20 protein-coding genes are annotated in these 20,158 nt (G+C 67.5%); 18 read left to right on the top strand and 2 right to left on the bottom strand.

Going from position 1 to position 20,158, the window contains the following annotated elements; genetic code table 11:
• Window positions 1-54: 54 nt before the first annotated feature.
• From ruvC to ftsH, 14 genes are all read left to right on the top strand, one after another.
• A complete protein-coding gene (gene ruvC, locus ACSF9G_RS04750; RefSeq protein ID WP_436638937.1) occupies window positions 55-561 on the top strand; it encodes a crossover junction endodeoxyribonuclease RuvC in 507 nt (168 codons plus the stop codon).
• A 56-nt stretch (window positions 562-617) separates the two neighbouring features.
• The gene (locus ACSF9G_RS04745; protein ID WP_436638935.1) at window positions 618-854 is read left to right on the top strand and encodes an AbrB/MazE/SpoVT family DNA-binding domain-containing protein; all 237 of its coding nucleotides are present in this window, start codon (window positions 618-620) and stop codon (window positions 852-854) included.
• On the top strand, window positions 851-1,267 hold the full coding sequence (locus ACSF9G_RS04740) for a type II toxin-antitoxin system VapC family toxin (protein ID WP_436638933.1): 417 nt from the start codon (window positions 851-853) through the stop codon (window positions 1,265-1,267). The genes ACSF9G_RS04745 and ACSF9G_RS04740 overlap by 4 nt, the downstream gene beginning before the upstream one ends.
• Before the next feature lie 13 nt (window positions 1,268-1,280).
• Window positions 1,281-1,895, top strand: coding sequence for a Holliday junction branch migration protein RuvA (gene ruvA / locus ACSF9G_RS04735; RefSeq protein WP_436638931.1), 615 nt, complete (start codon window positions 1,281-1,283; stop codon window positions 1,893-1,895).
• Entirely contained in the window at window positions 1,892-2,935 is a 1,044-nt protein-coding gene (gene ruvB, locus ACSF9G_RS04730; protein ID WP_436638929.1) for a Holliday junction branch migration DNA helicase RuvB, read from the top strand. The genes ruvA and ruvB overlap by 4 nt, the downstream gene beginning before the upstream one ends.
• Window positions 2,928-3,398, top strand: coding sequence for a tol-pal system-associated acyl-CoA thioesterase (gene ybgC, locus ACSF9G_RS04725; protein WP_436638927.1), 471 nt, complete (start codon window positions 2,928-2,930; stop codon window positions 3,396-3,398). The genes ruvB and ybgC overlap by 8 nt, the downstream gene beginning before the upstream one ends.
• Before the next feature lie 284 nt (window positions 3,399-3,682).
• Window positions 3,683-4,381 carry a protein TolQ gene (gene tolQ / locus ACSF9G_RS04720; protein ID WP_436638925.1) on the top strand — a complete coding sequence of 233 codons (699 nt, stop codon included), beginning with the start codon at window positions 3,683-3,685 and terminating at the stop codon, window positions 4,379-4,381.
• A 4-nt stretch (window positions 4,382-4,385) separates the two neighbouring features.
• A complete protein-coding gene (gene tolR / locus ACSF9G_RS04715) occupies window positions 4,386-4,832 on the top strand; it encodes a protein TolR (protein WP_436638923.1) in 447 nt (148 codons plus the stop codon).
• A gap of 9 nt (window positions 4,833-4,841) precedes the next feature.
• Window positions 4,842-5,768 (top strand): cell envelope integrity protein TolA, encoded by a 927-nt coding sequence (gene tolA / locus ACSF9G_RS04710; protein WP_436638921.1) that lies wholly within the window; start codon window positions 4,842-4,844, stop codon window positions 5,766-5,768.
• Window positions 5,769-5,829: 61 nt separating this feature from the next.
• Window positions 5,830-7,143: a Tol-Pal system beta propeller repeat protein TolB gene (gene tolB, locus ACSF9G_RS04705; protein WP_436638919.1), complete on the top strand. Its 1,314-nt coding sequence runs from the start codon at window positions 5,830-5,832 to the stop codon at window positions 7,141-7,143.
• 144 nt (window positions 7,144-7,287) lie between these two features.
• Complete coding sequence (pal, locus tag ACSF9G_RS04700; protein ID WP_436638917.1) at window positions 7,288-7,776, top strand: peptidoglycan-associated lipoprotein Pal; 489 nt, start codon at window positions 7,288-7,290, stop codon at window positions 7,774-7,776.
• Between the two features lie 158 nt (window positions 7,777-7,934).
• The gene (gene ybgF, locus ACSF9G_RS04695; protein ID WP_436638915.1) at window positions 7,935-8,888 is read left to right on the top strand and encodes a tol-pal system protein YbgF; all 954 of its coding nucleotides are present in this window, start codon (window positions 7,935-7,937) and stop codon (window positions 8,886-8,888) included.
• A complete protein-coding gene (gene tilS / locus ACSF9G_RS04690; protein ID WP_436638913.1) occupies window positions 8,878-10,260 on the top strand; it encodes a tRNA lysidine(34) synthetase TilS in 1,383 nt (460 codons plus the stop codon). Before ybgF ends, tilS begins: the two co-directional genes overlap by 11 nt.
• Before the next feature lie 180 nt (window positions 10,261-10,440).
• Window positions 10,441-12,372, top strand: coding sequence for an ATP-dependent zinc metalloprotease FtsH (ftsH, locus tag ACSF9G_RS04685; RefSeq protein ID WP_436638911.1), 1,932 nt, complete (start codon window positions 10,441-10,443; stop codon window positions 12,370-12,372).
• Window positions 12,373-12,435: 63 nt separating this feature from the next.
• Here the strand turns inward: ftsH and ACSF9G_RS04680 are convergent, their stop codons facing one another.
• On the bottom strand, window positions 12,436-13,854 hold the full coding sequence (locus tag ACSF9G_RS04680) for an amidase (RefSeq protein WP_436638909.1): 1,419 nt from the start codon (window positions 13,852-13,854) through the stop codon (window positions 12,436-12,438).
• Between the two features lie 258 nt (window positions 13,855-14,112).
• Between ACSF9G_RS04680 and glmM the strand changes: the two genes are divergently transcribed.
• A complete protein-coding gene (gene glmM, locus ACSF9G_RS04675; RefSeq protein ID WP_436638907.1) occupies window positions 14,113-15,456 on the top strand; it encodes a phosphoglucosamine mutase in 1,344 nt (447 codons plus the stop codon).
• Between the two features lie 4 nt (window positions 15,457-15,460).
• Here the strand turns inward: glmM and ACSF9G_RS04670 are convergent, their stop codons facing one another.
• Window positions 15,461-16,630, bottom strand: coding sequence for an aminotransferase class V-fold PLP-dependent enzyme (locus tag ACSF9G_RS04670; RefSeq protein ID WP_436638904.1), 1,170 nt, complete (start codon window positions 16,628-16,630; stop codon window positions 15,461-15,463).
• A 229-nt stretch (window positions 16,631-16,859) separates the two neighbouring features.
• Between ACSF9G_RS04670 and ACSF9G_RS04665 the strand changes: the two genes are divergently transcribed.
• The 3 genes from ACSF9G_RS04665 (at window position 16,860) to ACSF9G_RS04655 (ending at window position 20,110) form a co-directional block, all read left to right on the top strand.
• Window positions 16,860-17,630, top strand: coding sequence for an outer membrane protein (locus ACSF9G_RS04665; protein ID WP_436638902.1), 771 nt, complete (start codon window positions 16,860-16,862; stop codon window positions 17,628-17,630).
• 312 nt (window positions 17,631-17,942) lie between these two features.
• Window positions 17,943-18,701, top strand: a complete 759-nt coding sequence (locus ACSF9G_RS04660) for an outer membrane protein (RefSeq protein WP_436638900.1) — start codon at window positions 17,943-17,945, stop codon at window positions 18,699-18,701.
• A gap of 233 nt (window positions 18,702-18,934) precedes the next feature.
• Window positions 18,935-20,110: a phosphoserine transaminase gene (locus ACSF9G_RS04655; RefSeq protein ID WP_436638898.1), complete on the top strand. Its 1,176-nt coding sequence runs from the start codon at window positions 18,935-18,937 to the stop codon at window positions 20,108-20,110.
• Window positions 20,111-20,158 lie beyond the last annotated feature (48 nt).

The raw sequence follows: 20,158 nt of genomic DNA, 5'->3' as shown, positions 1-20,158 counted from the left end.
TGCCGGGGGCGCTGGTTGCTAGGCACGGCGCCTTCCAGCGGCTACACCAATCCCATGAGACGGCAGGCGATTCGGATACTGGGCATCGACCCGGGCCTCAGGCGCACCGGCTGGGGCGTGATCGATATGGCCGGCACGTCGCTGTCGTTCGTCGGTGCGGGCACCGTCACCTCCACCGACAAGCTGAGCCTCGCCGAGCGGCTTGTGGAGCTGCACGTGGGGCTTTGCGGCGTGCTCGACACCCAGGCGCCGCACGAGGCCGCCGTCGAGCACACTTTCGTCAATCAAAACCCGACCGCCACCCTGAAGCTCGGTCAGGCGCGCGGGATCGCGCTGCTGGTGCCGGCGTCCCGTGGTCTGAAGGTCGCCGAATACGCGCCGAATCTCGTCAAGAAGACCGTGGTCGGCGCCGGCCATGGCGACAAGAAGCAGATACGCATGATGGTCTCGGTGCTGCTGCCGAAGGCGAAGGTCGATTCGGACGACGCCGCCGACGCGCTGGCCATCGCCATCACCCACGCCCACCACCGCGCCTCGCGCGTGCTGGCTGCGGCGGAGTGAGATGTTCTTGACTTGTTCACGTCTGTCGGGTAGGTAATACCGCAGAGGTATTACCGATGCGCGTGACATCCAAGGGCCAGGTTACGATCCCCCAGCATTTCCGGAAGCGGACGGATATCCGGCCGGGAAGCGAGGTGGATTTCGCCGAGCGGGACGGCGAGCTGATCGTCCGCAAGGCGACCGCCGGCGGACACGAGCCGGACGCGTTCGCCGACTATCTCGACAGCGTCACGGGCATCGTCGATCTCGGCATGACGACCGACGCGTTCATGGATCTGATCCGCGGCGAATGACCGATACACTCATAGACACCAACGTTCTTATCGACGTGTTCGGGTCCGACCCGACCTGGCTTGCGTGGTCGCGAACCCGGCTGATCGAGGCCGCCGGAGACGGCGAGCTCGTCGTCAATCCGATCATCTATGCCGAACTCGGAGCGATGTTCGCCACCCAGCGACAGCTCGACCAGGCCATGCCGCGCGACCGTTTTCGCCGCGAGGACCTGCCGTGGGATGCCGCGTTCAACGCGGGCCGGGCGTTTCTCTCCTATCGGCGGTCGGGCGGCGCCAAGCGTTCGCCGCTGCCGGACTTCTATATCGGCGCGCACGCGGAAGTGCAGGGGTACGCGCTGCTGACCCGGGACTCCGAGCGCTACCGGGTGTATTTCCCCGCGCTGAAACTGGTCACACCGGACACGCATCCATGAGCGGCAAATATCCATGATCGGCAAGCTCAAAGGCATCGTCGATTCCTACGGCGACGACTGGGTGATCGTCGATGTCGGCGGGGTCGGCTACCATGTGACCTGTTCGGCGCGCACGCTGTCCGCGCTCGGCCGGCCGGGCGAGCCGGTGGTCGTGTTCATCGAGACGGTGGTGCGCGAGGACGCGATCCGGCTCTACGGGTTTTCCGGCGAGGCCGAGAAGGAGTGGTTCCGGCTGCTGCAGAGCGTGCAGGGTGTCGGCTCGCGGGTGGCGCTGGCGATCCTCGGCACGCTGTCGACGGCGGACCTGGGCAACGCGATCGCCATGCAGGACAAGGCGATGGTCGCCCGTGCGCCGGGCGTCGGGCCGAAGGTCGCCGGCCGCATCGTCTCCGAGCTGCGCGACAAGTCGCCGCTGGTCGGCGGCGACATGGAGCTCGCCAGGGTGTCCGGCGAACTCGCGGGAGGGCGCGCGGCCTCGCCGACGCGCGACGCGGTGTCGGCGCTCGTCAATCTCGGCTACGCTCAGGCGCAGGCCGGCGCGGCCGTCGCCGCCGCGCTCAAGGAAGCCGGCGAGGACGCCACGGCCGAAACGCTGATCCGGATGGGCCTTAAGGAGCTTGCACGTTGACCGACCGCCTTGTCGCCGCCGAGGAAACGCCGGAGGACGAGGACGCCAACGCGTCGCTCAGGCCGTTGCGGCTGGAGGAGTTCGTCGGCCAGCAGCAGGCGCGGCAGAACCTGCGCGTGTTCATCGAGGCGGCGCGCGCGCGCGGCGAGGCGCTCGACCACGTGCTGTTCGCCGGCCCGCCGGGGCTGGGCAAGACGACGCTCGCCCAGATCGTTTCCCGCGAGCTCGGCGTCAATTTCCGCGCCACCTCCGGCCCGGTGATCGCCAAGGCCGGCGACCTTGCCGCGCTGCTGACTAATTTGGAGGAGCGCGACGTCCTGTTCATCGACGAGATCCACCGGCTCAATCCGGCGGTCGAGGAGGTGCTCTATCCGGCGATGGAGGATTTCCAGCTCGACCTGATCATCGGCGAGGGGCCGGCGGCGCGCTCGGTGCGAATCGACCTCGCCAAATTCACGCTGGTCGGGGCGACGACGCGGACCGGGCTTTTGACGACGCCCCTGCGCGACCGCTTCGGCATTCCGGTGCGGCTCAACTTCTACACCGACGCGGAGCTGGAGCAGATCGTGCGGCGCGGGGCGCGGGTGATGGGCGTCGCGATCTCGGACGACGGCGCCAGCGAAATCGCCCGACGCGCGCGCGGCACACCCCGTGTCGCGGGCCGGCTGCTGCGGCGGGTGCGCGATTTCGCGCTGGTGGAGGGCGGCGGCCGGATCGACCGGGCGATCGCCGACAAGGCGCTCGCCGAACTCGAGGTCGACGCGCGCGGCCTCGATGCCATGGACCGGCGCTATCTCTCCACCATCGCGCTCAAGTTCGGCGGCGGGCCGGTCGGGATCGAGACCATCGCCGCGGCGCTGTCGGAGCCGCGCGACGCCATCGAGGAGATCATCGAGCCGTTCCTGATCCAGCAGGGCTTCATCCAGCGCACCCCGCGCGGGCGCATCCTGACGCCGCACGCCTTCAAGCACCTGGGGCTTGCCGCTCCCAGCGAGTTCGCGCCGCAGATGGGCCTGTTCACGGGCGACGACAATGACTGAAGCCGCTTTGCCGACCGCCTGGCCAGATCTCGCCGGCCGGATCGTCGACGGTCGGCACGTCCTGCCGATCCGCGTCTATTTCGAGGACACCGACTTCTCCGGCGTCGTCTATCACGCCAGCTACCTGCGGTTCATGGAGCGCGGACGCTCCGATTTCATGCGGCTTTCCGGCGCCGATCACGCCGATTTGTTCGAGGGCGACGATCCGGTCGCCTTCGCGGTGCGCCGCATGACGATTTCCTACGAGCGGCCGGCCGGTATCGACGACATCCTGACGGTGGAGACCCGAACCAAGGAGATGCGCGGCGCCTCGATGGTGCTTGCCCAGCGGGTGCTGCGCGGCGACGAGGTGCTGGTCACGGCTGATGTTCAAGTCGCGCTGGTGGCGCGTTCGGGGCGGGCGCGGCGCATTCCCACCGCGTTGCGGCGCATCCTCGGCGAGGCCGTCGAGGACGAGGTCTGAGGGCACCGCGCGCGCGCCTTTTAAGACCGCCGCGCCGACGTGTAACCAAGCGTTAACCAAAGGGAAGGTTTTCTTGGCGCAGGTGTCGGGTCGGTCCGGCGCCCTCGATTTGACATAATCGGCCGCGACCAGATGCTGCATCGCACCATGCGCCGACCGTCGGCGGAACGCCGCGAATCCTTCGCAAGGGGATCTGTCGGGGCGCGGGCGAGCTTCCATACCGTTTCGGGTGTCCGCACTGGAGGGCACGGAGCGGGCGTGCTTTCTCCAGCGAGGTTGTTCTGATGCTCGATGTCACGACGCTGTCGTCGCCCGGCGAGGTGTCGCTCTTCTCACTGTTCGTGCAGGCTCACATCGTCGTGAAGCTGGTCGTGCTCGGCCTGATCGCCGCGTCGATCTGGACGTGGGCGATCATCTTCGAGAAGACCGTGGCCTACCGGCGCACGCGCACCCAGATGGACCGGTTCGAGAAGGTCTTCTGGTCCGGCCATTCGCTGGAGGAACTGCACCGCAGTCTCGCCGCGCGGTCCAACGCGACGATGGCGGCCCTGTTCGTGGCCGCCATGCGCGAATGGAAACGCAGCCACGAGACCGGCGCCATGTCGATGATGGGCGTGCAGTCGCGGGTGGAGAAGGTGATGGACGTGACCATCGCCCGCGAGAGCGCCCGGCTGGAGAGCCGGCTCCTGTTCCTGGCGACCGTCGGCTCGGCGGCGCCCTTCATCGGCCTGTTCGGCACGGTGTGGGGCATCATGACGAGCTTCCAGGCGATCGCGGCCTCGGAATCGACCAATCTCGCCGTCGTCGCGCCAGGCATCGCCGAGGCCCTGTTCGCCACCGCCCTGGGCCTGCTCGCGGCGATTCCGGCGGTCATCGCCTACAACAAACTGTCGAGCGACGTCTCCAAGATCATCGTGCGGCTGGAAGGCTTCGCGGACGAGTTCAGCGCCATACTTTCGCGGCAATTGGAAGAGAGAAGCTAGACCTATGGGCGCCAGTTTTGCGGGAAACAACGGCGGGCGTCGTCGGCGGGGCCAACGCTACCGCCCGATGAGCGAGATCAACGTCACGCCGTTCGTGGACGTCATGCTCGTGCTGCTCATCGTGTTCATGGTGACCGCGCCGCTTCTGACCGTCGGAGTACCGATCGACCTTCCCGAATCCCAGGCCAAGCCGCTGGAAGGGCAGGAGGAGCCGCTGACCATCAGCGTCGACAACGAGGGTCGCGTGTTTCTGCAGGACACCGAGATTACCATCGAGGAACTCGTTCCCAAGCTTACCGCCGTCGCCGAGCAGGGCGTCGAGGAACGCGTCTTCGTGCGTGGAGACCGCACCGTCGACTACGGAACCGTGATGCGGGTGATGGGCCGGCTCAATGCCGCCGGTTTCCGCCGCATCGCCCTGGTCACCGAAATGGAACAGAGCGAGCGCTGAGGACTGGCCATGCGCGTCGCCCTGTCAGTCTCGACCGTCGGACACGCCGCGATCCTCGCCTGGGGCATGATCGCGCTGCCGAATGCCGGTCCCTACGAGTCGACGCCGCAGCCGCCGCTTCCGGTGGACATCATCTCCATCACCGAGTTCACGCAGATCACCGCCGGTACGCGCGACGGCGACAAGGAACTGGAGCCGACGCCGCCGAAGCCGGTGGAGAAGGCCGAACCGGTCGAGCAGCCGAAGGCCAAGCCGGAGCCGAAACCGGAGCCGTCGAAGGCGCCCGCCTCGGATCCGGAGCCCGAGCCGGCCCCGCTGCGGACGGCCACGCTGACGCCGGACGATCCCGAGCCGGCGCCCCTGCCGACGCCGGAGCCCGCGCCGGTCATGGAAGCCGCGCCCGAGCCCGCGCCCGAGCCGCTGGCCAACGCGCCGGTGCCGCGCACGAAGCCGAAGGTCGCCGCCAAGCCGAAGCCCGCCGCGCCGGCGAAGCCGAAGAAGCCGGAAGCCAAGTTCGACGCCGACAAGATCGCCGCGCTTCTGAACAAGGTGCCGGACTCCGGTGGTGGAACGGTGAGCGACACCGGATCGGTCAATCCCTCGCTCGGCACGGCGTCGGGCACCGCGTCGACGCTGTCGGTCAGCGAGATCGACGCGTTGCGCGCCCAGATCGCACGCTGCTGGAATCCGCCGGTCGGCGTCATCGACGCCGGTCAGATGGTCGTGCGGATCGGCATGGATCTCAATCTGGACGGAACCCTGGCGGGGCCGCCGACGTTGCTCAATGGCTCGTCCGATCCGGTCTTCACCGTGGCCGCGGAAGCGGCCATCCGCGCCGTCAATCGTTGCCAGCCGTATTTCCTGCCGCCGGAGAAATACAGTTCCTGGCAGCAAATCCACATGTCCTTCGACCCACGCGAGCTGCTCGGCGGCTAGGCCAAAGGCCCATGCCCCGATCTGCCCGAAGTTTCAGAACACAGACCTGCCGAGTGAAACGATGAGACTATTCCTCACCGCTGCCGTCAGCCTCGTCGCCGCGCTTCTCGCGACCGCGCCGGCACGGGCCCTGATCGAAATCGACATCACCCAGGCCAACATCCAGCCTATGCCGATCGCCGTCACCGATTTCGGCGCCGGCGGCGATCCGCAGTTCGGCCAGCAGATCTCCCAGGTGATCGCGGCCGATCTGCAGCGCTCCGGCCTGTTCAAGCCGGTCGATCCGGCCGCCTTCATCGAGACGGCCGGCGGTTTCGACGCCGTCCCGAATTTCGGCAGCTGGCGCGTGATCAACGTGCAGGCGCTGGTGACCGGGCGGGTGACGAAGCAGCCCGACGGGCGGCTCAAGGCGGAGTTCCGGCTTTGGGACGTGTTCGCGGGCCAGCAGATCACCGGCCAGCAGTATTTCGCGAACCCCGACAACTGGCGGCGGATCGCCCATATCATCGCCGATGCGATCTATGAGCGGCTGACCGGCGAGAAGGGCTATTTCGACACCCGCATCGTCTTCGTCGACGAGACCGGGCCGAAGGACGCGCGCGTCCGGCGGCTGGGGCTGATGGACCAGGACGGCGCCAACGTGCGCTACCTGACCAACGATCCGCAGGAAATCATCCGCAACCCGCGCTTCAGCCCGTCGCGCCAGGAGATCACCTACGTGTCGCAGCCCATCGGCCAGACGCCGCGGGTCTACCTGCTCAACATCGAGACCGGACAGCGCGAGGTGGTCGGCGACTTCCCGGCGATGACGTTCGCGCCGCGCTTCTCGCCGGACGGCCAGCGCGTGGTGCTGAGCCTCGAGCAGGGCGGCAACGCCAATATCTATGTCATGGACCTGGGCAGCCGCCGCACCACGAGGCTCACCAATACGCCGTCGATCGACACCAGCCCGTCGTTCGCGCCGGACGGCCGCCAGATCGTGTTCGAATCCGATCGCGGCGGGTCGCAGCAGCTCTACGTGATGAACGCCGACGGCACCAATCAACAGCGCATCAGCTTCGGCAACGGCGCCTACGCGACGCCGGTATGGTCGCCGCGCGGCGACCTGATCGCCTTCACCAAGCGCTCGGGTGGCCGCTTCTCGATCGGTGTCATGCGTCCGGACGGTTCCGGCGAGCGCATCCTCACCGAGGGCTATCACAACGAGGGGCCGACCTGGGCGCCGAACGGGCGGGTGCTGATGTTCTTCCGCGACGTGCCGGGAGTCGGCGGCGGGCCGCAGCTCTGGACGGTGGATCTCACCGGCTACAACGAGCAGCGCGTCCCCACGCCGGCCTTCGGGTCCGACCCGGCCTGGTCGCCGCTACTGAATTAACTTTGTCCATCTGGTTCGCGTGCCGGGTTAACGAAGGTGCGCGTGGGAACGCGGGGGCGTTAACCACGTTTCGGAACGGGCGGTTAATGAAAACCGTTTAGGTAAACCGTGCGTGTATCCGGTCCACCGAAGGAGTCTGCCGGAATGTCGAGTTTCGTGAATTTTGGCCGCGGGATGCGTCTCGCGGTCGTTCTGGTCGCCGCGCTGACGCTCGCCGCCTGCGCCCAGAACAAGGGGCAGCAGCTTTCCGGCAACGTGACGCCGGGCAGCGCTCAGGACTTCGTGGTCAATGTCGGCGACCGGGTGTTCTTCCCCGTCGACCAGACCACCTTGACGCCGCAGGCCCGCGATACGCTGAACAAGCAGGTCCAGTGGCTGCGTCTCTATCCCAAGTACGCCGTGACCATCGAAGGCCATGCCGACGAGCGCGGTACCCGCGAGTACAACCTGGCGCTCAGCGCCCGGCGCGCGCAGAACACGCGCGACTACGTCGTCTCGCAGGGTATCGATCCCTCGCGCGTGCGCACGGTTTCCTACGGCAAGGAACGTCCGGTCGCGGTCTGCGACAACGAGTCCTGCTGGTCGCAGAACCGGCGTGCCGTGACGGTGGTCAACAACGCGCCCGGCAGCTGACGGCCGGGCGACACAGGTCCGGATACGGGGTTCGCGGTCCGTCGCTGGCAGGCGGCGGACCGTATTCCGTCGGCCGCGCCTAACTTTGGTCCCAGTCCGACCTATGGTATGAGCGCGTCCCTCGTGGCTTGGACATGACCCCGGATCGGCCCGCTATCATGACGTCTGTTTCCATTCTCCGCCTCTCGCGGCTCGCACTCGTCGCCGCCAGTCTCGCCTTGGTGCCCGGCGTTGCCTCGGCGCAACTCTTCGGCAAACGCGACGGTGGCCAGGATTCCGAGATAGCGCTGCGCCTGAGCACGCTTGAGGATCAGGTCCGCCAGCTCAACGGGCTGGTCGAGCAGCAGAGCTTCCAGATCCGCCAGCTGCAGGATCAGCTGCGGCGGATGTCGGAGGACAACGAATACCGGTTCCAGCAGCTCGGCCAGGGCGGCACCGCGAACCGGCCCGCCACGACCCTGCAGCAGCCCCCCCCGATCCAGCAGCCGACGCAGCCGCTCGGCCAGGCCCCGGGGCAGCAGCACATGCAGCAGGGCGGGAGCACGCCCGGCACCGGGGCCCCGACGCAGACGCTCGGCCAGATTCCCGGCCGGCCGCTCGACCTGTCGTCCGCGCTCGGCGGCACGCAGGGCGGCCTGGGGTCGGGCGGCACCCAGCCCGGGTTTGGCCAGCAGCCGATTCCCGGTTCGTCGATGGATGCCAATCCGCAGCTCGCCGCCGCCCCCTCGGGCGATCCCAAGGATATGTACGACCTTTCCTACGGCTACATCCTGCGCGGAGAGTTCGATACCGCCGAGGCGAGCTTCCGGCAGTTCCTGCAGCAGTTTCCGAACGACCCGCTGGCTGGCAACGCGCAGTACTGGCTCGGCGAGTCGCTGTTCGCGCGCGGCATGTATCGCGACTCCGCCGACGCCTTCCTGAAGGGCTATTCCGACTATCCCGAAGGGGCAAAGGCGCCGGAGAGCCTTTACAAGCTCGGCATGTCGCTGAAGGAGCTCGGCCAGGCCGACGCGGCCTGCGCGACGTTCGCAGAGATCCCGCGCCGCTATCCCAAGGCGCCGCAGGCCGTGCAGGAGCGCGCCCGCAGCGAAGCACGGAAAAGTGGCTGCTGACCGCGATACGATTGCACTGACCGCGGCCGAGGCCGATCGGCTGCTGGCGCCCTTCGCGGCCGCCGCAGGGCTCGGCCTCGCGGTCTCAGGCGGCGCCGATTCGCTCGCGCTGATGCGGCTCGTGGCCGATTGGCGGACACGGGGCCGTCCCGACCTGCCGGTGGTCGTCCTCACCGTCGATCACGGCTTGCGTCCGGAAGCGGCCGAGGAGGCCCGGCAGGTCGCGCAGTGGGCGCGGGACGCCGGCCTCGAACACCGCACCCTCGTCTGGAAGGGGAGCAAACCGTCCGCCGGCATCCAGGCGGCGGCGCGCGAGGCGCGCTACCGGCTGCTGGTGGAGGCCTGTGCCGAACATGGTCTGTCGCACCTCCTGACGGCCCATCACCTCGACGACCAGGCCGAGACGCTACTGCTGCGGCTTGCGCGCGGGTCGGGCGTCGACGGGCTTTCGGCGATGCCCGAGACGGCCGAGTGGCCCGGAGTGACTATGTCTGGACCGGCAATCGGCCGGCCGCTCCTCGACGTACCGAAGGCGCGGCTGGTGGCGACGCTGGGGGCGCACCGTCAGGACTGGATCGAGGATCCCTCCAACGCCGATGCGCGCTTTGCCCGGGCGCGGCTGCGCGACCTCATGCCGGCGCTGGCGCGGGAAGGCATGACCGCGCGGCGGCTCGCTGAGACGGCCAAACGGATGCGCCGCGCCCGCGCGGCGCTGGAGCAGACGGCGGCCGGTCTGCATCGCGCGGCGGTGACCGCGGACCCGGCCGGGTTCTGCCGGCTTGACCGGGGAACGCTGCTCGCCGCGCCCGAGGACATCGGCCTGCGCGTGCTGGCGCGGCTGCTTATGGGGGTCGGCGGCGCCGACTATGCGCCCCGGCTCGACCGGCTCGAGCGCCTGTACGCGCGGCTCGGAGCGGCGAGCGCCGGCAGCGGCGCGGTGACGCTTTCCGGCTGCCGTGTCGTGATCTCCGGCGAGGCGGCGACCGTGTTTCGCGAGACGGGGCGGGCCGGCCTGCCGGTCGAACGGGTCGACGGGCCGGGACCGGTGGTCTGGGACCGTCGCTTCCGTCTCGATATCGGGAAGAGTGCGGAACGACACGCGCTTACGGTTCGTGCGCTCGGCAGCGCGGGACTTTCGCGGATTCGCGAGATTTCCGGGCTCAGGGACATTCCGCCGGCGGCGGCCCGCGTCGCGCCGGGCGTGTTCGCCGGCGACCGGCTCGTGGCCGCCCCGCTGGTGGAAGCGGAGCCCGGTCCCTATTCGCCGGACGGGTTTTCCTTCGCCTTCCTCGGCGCCGGGCGCTTCGCCGCGCGGTCCGGTGACGGGACCGGCCCGAACGGGGGCGGGACAAACGAGATCGGGACGAAGTGACGCGGGTACGCGGTGCGGCGGACCCTACGGGTCGTTTACGCCAAAACGCGATTGCATGACGCAGATCATTGGCATCTTGCGGCAACGTGCCTAAATTAACGATTGAGAACGCTTCAAGCCGCAATATGTCTGCCGAATATCGGCTGCGACGCCGGGGCTCACGGGTCAGTCAGGACACAGATGAACGCCAATTTTCGCAATTTCGCTCTGTGGGTGATAATCGGACTTCTGCTTATCGCCCTCTTCAACCTGTTCCAGAGCCCGGCGCAGCGCGGGACCACAAACGAGATGAGCTATTCGCAGCTTCTCTCGGAGGTGTCCGAAGGCCGCGTGCGCGCGGTGACGATCTCGGGCCAGCAGGTGACCGGCACGCTGAACGACGGTCGCACTTTCCAGACCTACCTGCCGGACGATCCCAACTTCGTCACCAAGCTCGAGGACAAGGGCGTCTCGATCAGCGCCAAGCCGCAGTCCGAGGACGTGCCCTCGCTGCTCGGCGTGCTGGTGTCCTGGTTCCCGATGCTGCTGCTGATCGCCGTGTGGATCTTCTTCATGCGGCAGATGCAGGGGGCGGGCGGCAAGGCGATGGGCTTTGGTAAGTCCAAGGCCAAGCTCCTCACCGAGGCCCATGGCCGCGTCACCTTCGAGGACGTCGCCGGGGTCGACGAGGCCAAGGAAGACCTCGAGGAGATCGTCGAGTTCCTGCGCGATCCGCAGAAGTTCCAGCGCCTCGGCGGCCGGATTCCGCGCGGCGTGCTGCTGGTCGGCCCTCCCGGCACCGGCAAGACGCTGCTCGCCCGGTCGGTCGCCGGCGAGGCCAACGTGCCGTTCTTCACGATTTCCGGTTCCGACTTCGTCGAGATGTTCGTCGGTGTCGGCGCGTCTCGTGTGCGCGACATGTTCGAGCAGGCGAAAAAGAACGCGCCGTGCATCATCTTCATCGACGAAATCGACGCCGTCGGCCGCCATCGCGGCGCGGGCCTGGGCGGTGGCAATGACGAGCGCGAGCAGACGCTGAACCAGCTGCTCGTCGAGATGGACGGCTTCGAGGCGAACGAGGGCATCATCCTGATCGCCGCGACCAACCGTCCCGACGTGCTCGATCCCGCGCTGCTGCGTCCCGGCCGTTTCGACCGTCAGGTCGTCGTGCCGAACCCGGACGTCACTGGCCGCGAGAAGATCCTCAAGGTCCACGTGCGCAAGGTGCCGACCGCGCCGGACGTCGATCTCAAGATCGTCGCGCGTGGCACGCCGGGCTTCTCCGGCGCCGACCTCGCCAACCTGGTCAACGAGGCGGCCCTGCTGGCCGCCCGCCGCTCCAAGCGGCTGGTGACGGCGGCCGAGTTCGAGGACGCCAAGGACAAGGTCATGATGGGCGCCGAGCGCCGCACCCTCGTGATGAGCGACGAGGAAAAGCGGCTCACCGCCTATCACGAGGCCGGCCACGCGCTGGTGGCGCTGCACATGCCGGCGTCCGATCCGATCCACAAGGCGACGATCATTCCGCGCGGCCGGGCACTCGGCATGGTCATGCGCCTGCCCGAACGCGACCAGATCTCGCTGACGCGGGCGAAGTGCTACGCCGACCTTGCCGTGGCGATGGGCGGACGCGTTGCCGAGGAGCTGATCTTCGGCCACGAGAAGGTGACGTCGGGCGCCTCCGCCGACATCCGCATGGCGACCAAGCTGTCGCGGGCGATGGCGACGCAGTTCGGCATGTCCGACAAGCTGGGTCCGCTGATGTACGGCGAGAACGAGGAAGAGGTGTTCCTCGGCCACTCGGTCGCGCGGCAGCAGCACGTGTCCGACGAGACCCAGAAGCTGGTCGACGAGGAGATCAAGAACTTCGTCAACAACGGCTACGAGACCGCCAAGAAGGTGCTCACCGAGAACCTCGACGATCTGCACGCGATCGCCAACGGTCTGCTCGAGTACGAGACGCTGTCGGGCGACGAGATCCGCAACCTGCTCGACGGCAAGCCGCCGATCCGCGACGTCGATATCGATACGACGTCCAAGCCGAAGTCGTCGGCGGTGCCGAAGGCGGGCAAGTCGCAGCGCGGCGGCGAGGAGCCGGACGCGGGCGGCATGGAGCCGCAGCCGCAGGCCTGAGGCCCCCGAAAGGCCCAGCGGACATTCATCGAACTCAGGCGGCGGCCTCTCCGGAGGCCGCCGTTATCGTTTCTGGCCGCGCGGCGCGGAGAGCGTCGCGAAGGGAGCGAGGCTTTCGTAGGCGCGGGCGGCCCGCAGCACGAGATCGTCGCGGCGCGGCGGTCCCACGATCTGCAGGGCCACGGGCAGGCCGCTGTCCGAAAAGCCGCAGGGCACCGAGGCGGCGGGCTGCTGGGTCAGGTTGAACGGATAGGTGTAGGGCGACCAAGCCAGCCATTCCCCGCCGAAGCGTCCGTCCGGCGGCGTCACGACGCCGGACTCGATCGCGGGCACCGGCATCTGCGGCGTAAGCAGCAGGTCGTAGCGGTCGTGGAAGTCGATCATGGTCTGCGCCAGTTCGACCCGGCGGCCCTGCGCGGAGAGATAGTCCGCGAGCGAATAGTGTCGTCCGGCCTCGGCGATCCGCAGGAAGCCGGGGTCCATCTCGGCGCGTTCGGCGGCAGGCACCCCATCGACGATGGTCGCGGAGACCGCGTACCAGATCGTGCGGAGCAGGTCGGTCGGATCGGCGAATCCGGGGTCGGCGTCCTCGACGACGGCGCCGAGTTCGGCGAATCTGCTGGCGGCCTTTGCCGCTGCCGCCTCGACATCGGCATCCAGGTCCCGGACATAGCCGAGCCGCGGGCTCCAGGCGATGCGCAGGTTCGCGACGCCGTCGGCAAGGCCGATCCGGTAGTCGGGGGGCGGTGTGTTCCATGCGGTGGTGTCGCGCGCGTCGGGCGCGCCGATCACACTCAGCATCAGGGCGGCGTCGGTGACGGTGCGTGTCATCGGTCCCAGATGGGCCAATACCGTGAAGGCCGAGGCCGGATAGGCCGGCACCCGACCGTAGCTCGGCTTGAGGCCGAAGACGCCGGTGAAAGCGGCGGGAATCCGGACCGAACCGGCGCCGTCGGTGCCCAGATGCAGGACGCCGAGATTGAGCAGCGCCGCCGCGGCGGCCCCGCCCGATGAGCCGCCGGGCGTGCGCGACAGGTCCCAGGGATTGCGGGTGACGCCGGTCAGCGGCGAATGGCAGGCGCCGATCCAGCCGAATTCCGGCATCGTCGTCTTGCCGACGAAAACCGCGCCCTGCTCGCGCATCCGCGCAACCGCCGGCGCGTCGCGGGCCGCGGGCGTTCGCGGCGTCGTCGGCGAGCCCTTGCGCGTCGGCAGGCCTTCGACGTCGATCAGATCCTTGATCGTGACCGGAACGCCGTCGAGCAGTCCTTTCGGCTCGCCTTTGGCCCAGCGCGCCTCGGACGCGCGCGCATCCGCCAGGACACGGTCGGCGTCGACGAGCACGAAGGCGTTGATGTCCGGCTCGAACCGGTCGATCCGATCGAGCACATCGGCGACGACCGCGACAGGGGACAGCGCCTTACGGCGATAGAGGGCCAGGAGGTCCTCGGCGTTGAATTCGGAGATCTTGCTCCCGGCCATCATGCGAAGTCCCCTCGTTTGGCGCGATTTCAACGCATTCCGCGCGGGAGCGTGGTCTCCCCGGTTCCCGGTTTCCCCGGTTTTCCGGCATCACGCGTTTACCAAGCGTCGACAAACCGGCCGTTCGTCCTTATGGGCTCTGCAACACTCGCTTATGATTTTTGAACGCTTTCGGGCTAGCTTGACGGCATACTATGGCTCGACAAGAGGCCCTCTGTCTCGGCGGACAGCAACGGCTAACAAACGGGGATGCGACCGATGTCGCGCAAATATTTCGGAACCGACGGCATTCGCGGGCTGGCCAACAGCTTTCCGATCACGCCCGAAATCGCGTTGAAGGTCGGCATGGCCGCCGGCATTGCGTTCCGGCGCGGCACGCACCGCCATCGCGTGGTGATCGGCAAGGATACGCGCCTGTCGGGCTACATGATCGAGTCGGCGATGGTCGCCGGGTTCACGTCCGTGGGCATGGACGTGTTCCTGCTCGGACCGATGCCGACGCCGGCGGTCGCGATGCTGACGCGGTCGCTGCGCTGCGATCTCGGCGTGATGATCTCCGCCTCGCACAACGCCTACCAGGACAACGGCATCAAGCTGTTCGATCCGGAAGGCTACAAGCTGACCAATAGCGCGGAAGAACAGATCGAAACGCTGATCGAGTCGGATCTGACGGAATATCTCGCCGACTCCGTGGCGCTCGGGCGGGCGAAGCGGATCGAGGGCGTGCATGCCCGCTACATCGAATTCGCCAAACGCACGCTGCCGCGCGAGCTTCGGCTCGACGGGCTTCGCGTCGCGCTCGATTGCGCCAACGGCGCCGCCTACCGGGTCGCCCCCGATGCGCTCTGGGAGCTCGGCGCCGAGGTCGTTTCCATCGGCGACGAGCCGAACGGCTTCAACATCAACAAGGAGTGCGGCTCCACGGCGCCCGACGCGCTGTGCCGCAAGGTGCACGAGGTGCGGGCCGACATCGGTATCGCTCTCGACGGCGACGCCGACCGCGTGATCATCGCCGACGAACAGGGCCGCATCGTCGACGGCGACCAGCTGATGGCCGTCGTCGCCCAGTCCTGGCACGAGGACGGCCGGCTTTCGCGGCCGGGTATCGTCGCCACCGTCATGTCTAACTACGGGCTGGAGCGGTATCTGTCGAATGTCGGGCTCGAGGTCGTACGCACGCCCGTCGGCGACCGGCACGTGATCGAGGCGATGCGCGACGGCGGCTACAATGTCGGCGGCGAGCAGTCCGGCCACATCATCCTGTCCGACTACGCCACCACCGGCGACGGTCTCGTCTCGGCGCTTCAGCTCCTGGCCGTGGTGGCCCGGTCCGACAAGCCGGTCAGCGAGGTCTGCCACCGCTTCGAGCCGCTGCCGCAGCTGTTGCGCAACGTGCGCTACAAGAACGGCAAGCCGCTGGAGCGCAAGGAAGTGAAGCAGGCGATCGAGGAGGGCGAGAGCCGTCTCGCGGGCGCCGGCCGCCTGGTGATCCGTCCCTCGGGTACCGAGCCGGTGATCCGCGTGATGGCGGAAGGCGAGGACTCCCGGCTGGTGGAGTCGGTCGTCGCCGATATCGTCTCCGTCCTGGAAGGAACGGCGTAGCGCCTCAGACGAGCGCGGCCTCCAGCGCGGCGAAGAACCGCTCGACGTCCTCGTCGTCGTTGTAGAGATGCGGCGTAACGCGGATCGAATCGCCGCGCACGCTCACATAGACATTCCTGTCCTTCAGCGTGTCCAGCAGCGTCGCCGGGATTCCGCCGACGTGGCGCAGCCCGAGGAAATGCGCGGCGCGAAAGTCCTCCGGCGGGGCGGAGAACCCGAGCCCGGCGGCGCGCTCGACGATATCGCGGTTGCGTTCGCCGAGGGTCCGGGCGATGCGGTCCACGCCCCAGTCCAGAATTCGCGAGAGCGCGGCGGTCGCCATCGGCATCAGATGGAAATTCGAGCGCTCGCCCATGTCGTAGCGCCGGGCGCCGGGTTCGTAGTCGTCCTGGTAGTCGACGAGGCGGGCGAAATCCCGGGCGCCGGCGCGGGTGATCCAGCCTTCCTCCAGCGGCCGTCCGGACTGACGATGCGGAGCGGCGTAGAGAAAGCCGAGCGAATAGGGACCGAGCAGCCACTTGTAGGTGGCGGCGACGGCGAAATCCGGCTGTACGGCGGATACGTCGAACGGCATCACGCCGGCGGACTGGGTGAGATCGAGCACCAGAGCCGCGCCGTGGCGCCGGGCCGCCTCGCCGACCGTCTCGAGGTCGATCAGCGACCCGTCGGTCCACAGGCAGTTGGGCGCGGCGACGACCGCGGTGTCGTCGTCGATCGCGGCGACGAGCGCGGACGTCCAGTCCGTCGCGCCGTTAGCGCCGCTCGCCTCGGCCCGGGTGACGGTGCGCACCCGGGCGCCGTTTTCCGACGCCTTGCGCCGCCAGGCGTAGACGTTGGAGGGGAACTGGTCTTCGAGCAGTACGATGCTCTGGCCGGACGACACGAGCGTATTGGCCGCGGCAACCGCGATCCCGTAGGAGGCGGACGGCACGATCGCGACGGCCTCGGCGGGCGCGTTGACGAGGCGACCGAACAGGGTGCGGGCATCCTCGGACTCGGAAAAGAAGTCGGGCGGTGTCATCGACCAGGGATGTGCCTTGCGGCGAATGCCTTCCTCGCCGGCGGCTACGGCCGCGTTCATAAGCGGCGACATGTAGGCGCAGTTCATCCACACCACGTCGCGCGGGATGTCGAACAGGTGGCGCTGGCTGTCGAGGCGATCCGTCGTGGTCATCGTCAGGCTCCCGGGTCCGTGCTCCGCTCTAGCGCGATTGCCAGACGAGGTGAAGCCGAAATCAGGGATACGAAACAAAACCGGCGCCCGGGAGCGCCGCTGGTTAAAAAACGTAGTTAAAAAGCTTGGTTAAACTGCCCTTAACCAATGTTCCCCATAGTCACTGTGGAGTCGATTCACTGGCGCGGCGCGTTTGGCTGCCGGTCGCAGCGATGGGGAAGTACAGGTTATGAACGGAAGTCTGAGAACCATTCTCGCGGCCTCGATCGCCGCTATGGCGATGACGGGGTTCGCGCGTGCCGCCGACGTGCCGATCGTGCCCTATGTCGAACCGGTGCCGGTCGGCGGATGGTATCTGCGCGGCTATATCGGCATGAGCAACCAGCAGCTCGGCAAACTCGACAACGTGCTGTTCACGCCGGGCACGGTCGAATTCCTCGATTCGGGCGGATTCGATGCCGCGCCGATCTACGGCCTCGGCGTCGGCTACGAGTTCAACGAATGGTTCCGCGCCGACCTCACGGGCGAGTATCGCGGCAAGGCCAGCTTCACGGCGCTCGACCGGTATGATTTCAACGGCGACAATATCTGGGACGGCAGCAACGACTACAGCGCCACCAAGTACGAATGGCTGCTGATGGCGAACGCCTATGTCGATCTCGGCACCTGGTGGGGGATCACGCCCTATGTGGGCGGGGGTATCGGCGCATCGCGCAACACCATCAGCAACTTCCAGGACATCAACACGCCCAACGGCGCCGTCGCCTATGCCCCGTCCGCGTCCAAGTGGAACTTCGCCTGGGCGCTTCACGCGGGTGCCGGCTGGGAAGTGACGCAGAACGTCACCGTGGATCTCGGCTATCGCTACGTCGATCTGGGGGACGGCGAAACGGGCGATATCGTCGGCTACAACGGCCTCAACACCGTCAACAATCCGATGATCTTCGACAGCCTGACGTCGCATGACGTCCATCTGGGCGTGCGCTACGCCTTTCAGTAGGGCGCCCTGCAAGGGCGGACTACCGTCAGGCTGATCTCAAGCAGTCATCAAGGGCGGCGGACCGGTGGTCCGCCGCTCTTCCTCTTTTTGCCGGGACACACGGCCGTCGCGGCGCGCCGCGACGGGTGGGAAGTCGTCGCGGCGTCGGTGCGGGTAAAATTAAGAGTTCGGTAAGAATTCAGCGCCTTAACAAACGTAGTTAAGGAACGTGGTTAAGCCCGTCTTAACGATTTTGCCGGCATAGTACATCTCGAACGTAACCGCGCGGTCGCCGGCGTCTTCGGGTCGCGCTAAGATTTACGGAGTCAGGCCATGGGCAGCCTCAAGAAATTCATCGCGGCAGCAGGGGTCACGGTGGCCCTGAGCGCGGGCGGCGCACACGCCGCGGACTACTCGGACGCCTTCCTGGAGCCGATCCTGCCAGTCGAGATCGGCTCTACGTGGTATCTGCGCGGCGACATCGGCTACAAGGTCTACAGCTCGCCGGACGCCACCTACACCCTGATTCCCGGCAACTTCGTCTTTCAGGATGTCGACGAATCGATCGACAACGCCTTCCTGATCGGCGGCGGTGTTGGCTACCAGTTCAATCCGTGGTTCCGCTCCGACATCACGGTCGACTACGAGGCGCCGGCGGACTTCACCGGCAGCGTGCCCTGTCCGTTCGTTGCGTGCGGATCGGCCTATTCGAACGCGACCGGCCGGATCTCCGCCTGGACTATACTGGCGAACGTCTATGTCGACCTGGGCACCTGGGGGGGGCTGACGCCTTACGTCGGCGGCGGCATCGGTACGGCGAATGTTCGCCTGAAGGACTACCGTCACACCAATCCGCCGCTCAATCCGGCGGGCCTGCAGTCGCTCGGCTCGGATGCCAACTCCTGGAACTTCGCCTGGTCTCTCACGGGTGGCGCCAGCTACGCGGTGACCGAGAACTGGCTGGTCGACATGAACTATCGCTACGTGTCGCTGGGCGACGTGGATACCAACGACCAGTGGGGCAACCACATCGAGGTCACCGATATCGCCGCCCACGAATTCCGCATCGGCGCGCGGTTCCTGATCGACTGATCGACCCAAAGCCGGGATCGCCAAGCGGCGGTCCTGCTGGGATTTCCAACACTGCGGCGGGCCGAGGCCCGCCGCTTTTCGTTGCGCCTCTCAATACCCGTCGCGCTTTGTGTCGCAGGCCGGCAACCGGCTGTCGCTTTCAATTCATTTGACAGCGGGCGCGATCGGGACTACCCCCATCCGCGGGACACCCCTCCCCAACGAGGGGCACCTATCTGGAAGGGTAGAGGCACATGACCACGACTACGAAACCGGCCACTCGGCCGGAAAATCCCAATTTTTCCTCTGGACCTTGCGCCAAGCGGCCGAACTGGTCGCTGGAAGCGCTTTCCGACGCGCTCGTCGGCCGTTCGCACCGGTCCAAACCGGGTAAGGAGCGGCTCGCCCGCGCCATCGACCTGACCCGCGAAATCCTCGGTATTCCCGCAGACCATCGGATCGGCATCGTGCCGGCGTCGGATACCGGCGCCGTCGAGATGGCGCTGTGGTCGATGCTCGGCGCCCGCGGCGTCGAGATGCTCGCCTGGGAAAGCTTCGGCGAGGGCTGGGTGACCGATGTCGTCAAGCAGCTCAAGCTCAACGACGCGAAGATCACCAAGGCTGGCTACGGCGAGCTGCCGGATTTGTCGGCCGTCGATTTCTCCCGCGACGTGGTGTTCACCTGGAACGGCACGACCTCCGGCGTGCGTGTGCCGAACGCCGACTGGATCCCCGCCGACCGCGAGGGCCTGACCATCTGCGACGCGACGTCGGCGGTGTTCGCCCAGCGGCTCGACTGGGACAAGCTCGACGTCGTCACCTACTCCTGGCAGAAGGTGCTTGGCGGAGAGGCGGCGCACGGCATGCTGATCCTCAGCCCGCGCGCGGTCGAGCGCCTGGAGACGTACACCCCGTCCTGGCCGCTGCCGAAGATCTTCCGGATGACCAAGTCCGGCAAGCTCAACGAGGGCATCTTCAAGGGCGAGACCATCAACACGCCGTCGATGCTCTGCGTCGAGGATTATATCGACGCGCTCGAATGGGCACGCTCCGCCGGCGGTCTCGACGGCCTCGTCGCGCGCGCCGACGCGAACACGGCGGCGATCGCGGACTGGGTCGAGACGACGCCGTGGATCGACTTCCTGGCAACGGCGCCGGAGACCCGGTCGAACACCTCGGTATGCCTGTCGTTCACCGATCCCGACATCGCCGCCAGGCCGGTCGAGGATCAGGCCGCCTTCGCCAAGTCGGTGGCCGCGATGCTCGACAAGGAAGGCGTCGCCTACGACATCGCCTACTACCGCGATGCGCCTCCAGGTCTGCGGATCTGGTGCGGCGCGACGATCGAGGCCTCCGACGTCCAGGCGCTGACGCCCTGGCTCGACTGGGCCTACGCGTGCGCCAAGGCCGAGCTCGCCCGCGCGGCCTGATTGCCGCGCGCGACGGACCACATCATTGCCGGGCCCGGCCCGGCAATC

The sequence above is a fragment of the Microbaculum mangrovi genome (assembly GCF_051390635.1).
Classification (GTDB): domain Bacteria; phylum Pseudomonadota; class Alphaproteobacteria; order Rhizobiales; family Tepidamorphaceae; genus Microbaculum.
This window is presented reverse-complemented; position numbering and strand designations above follow the sequence as displayed.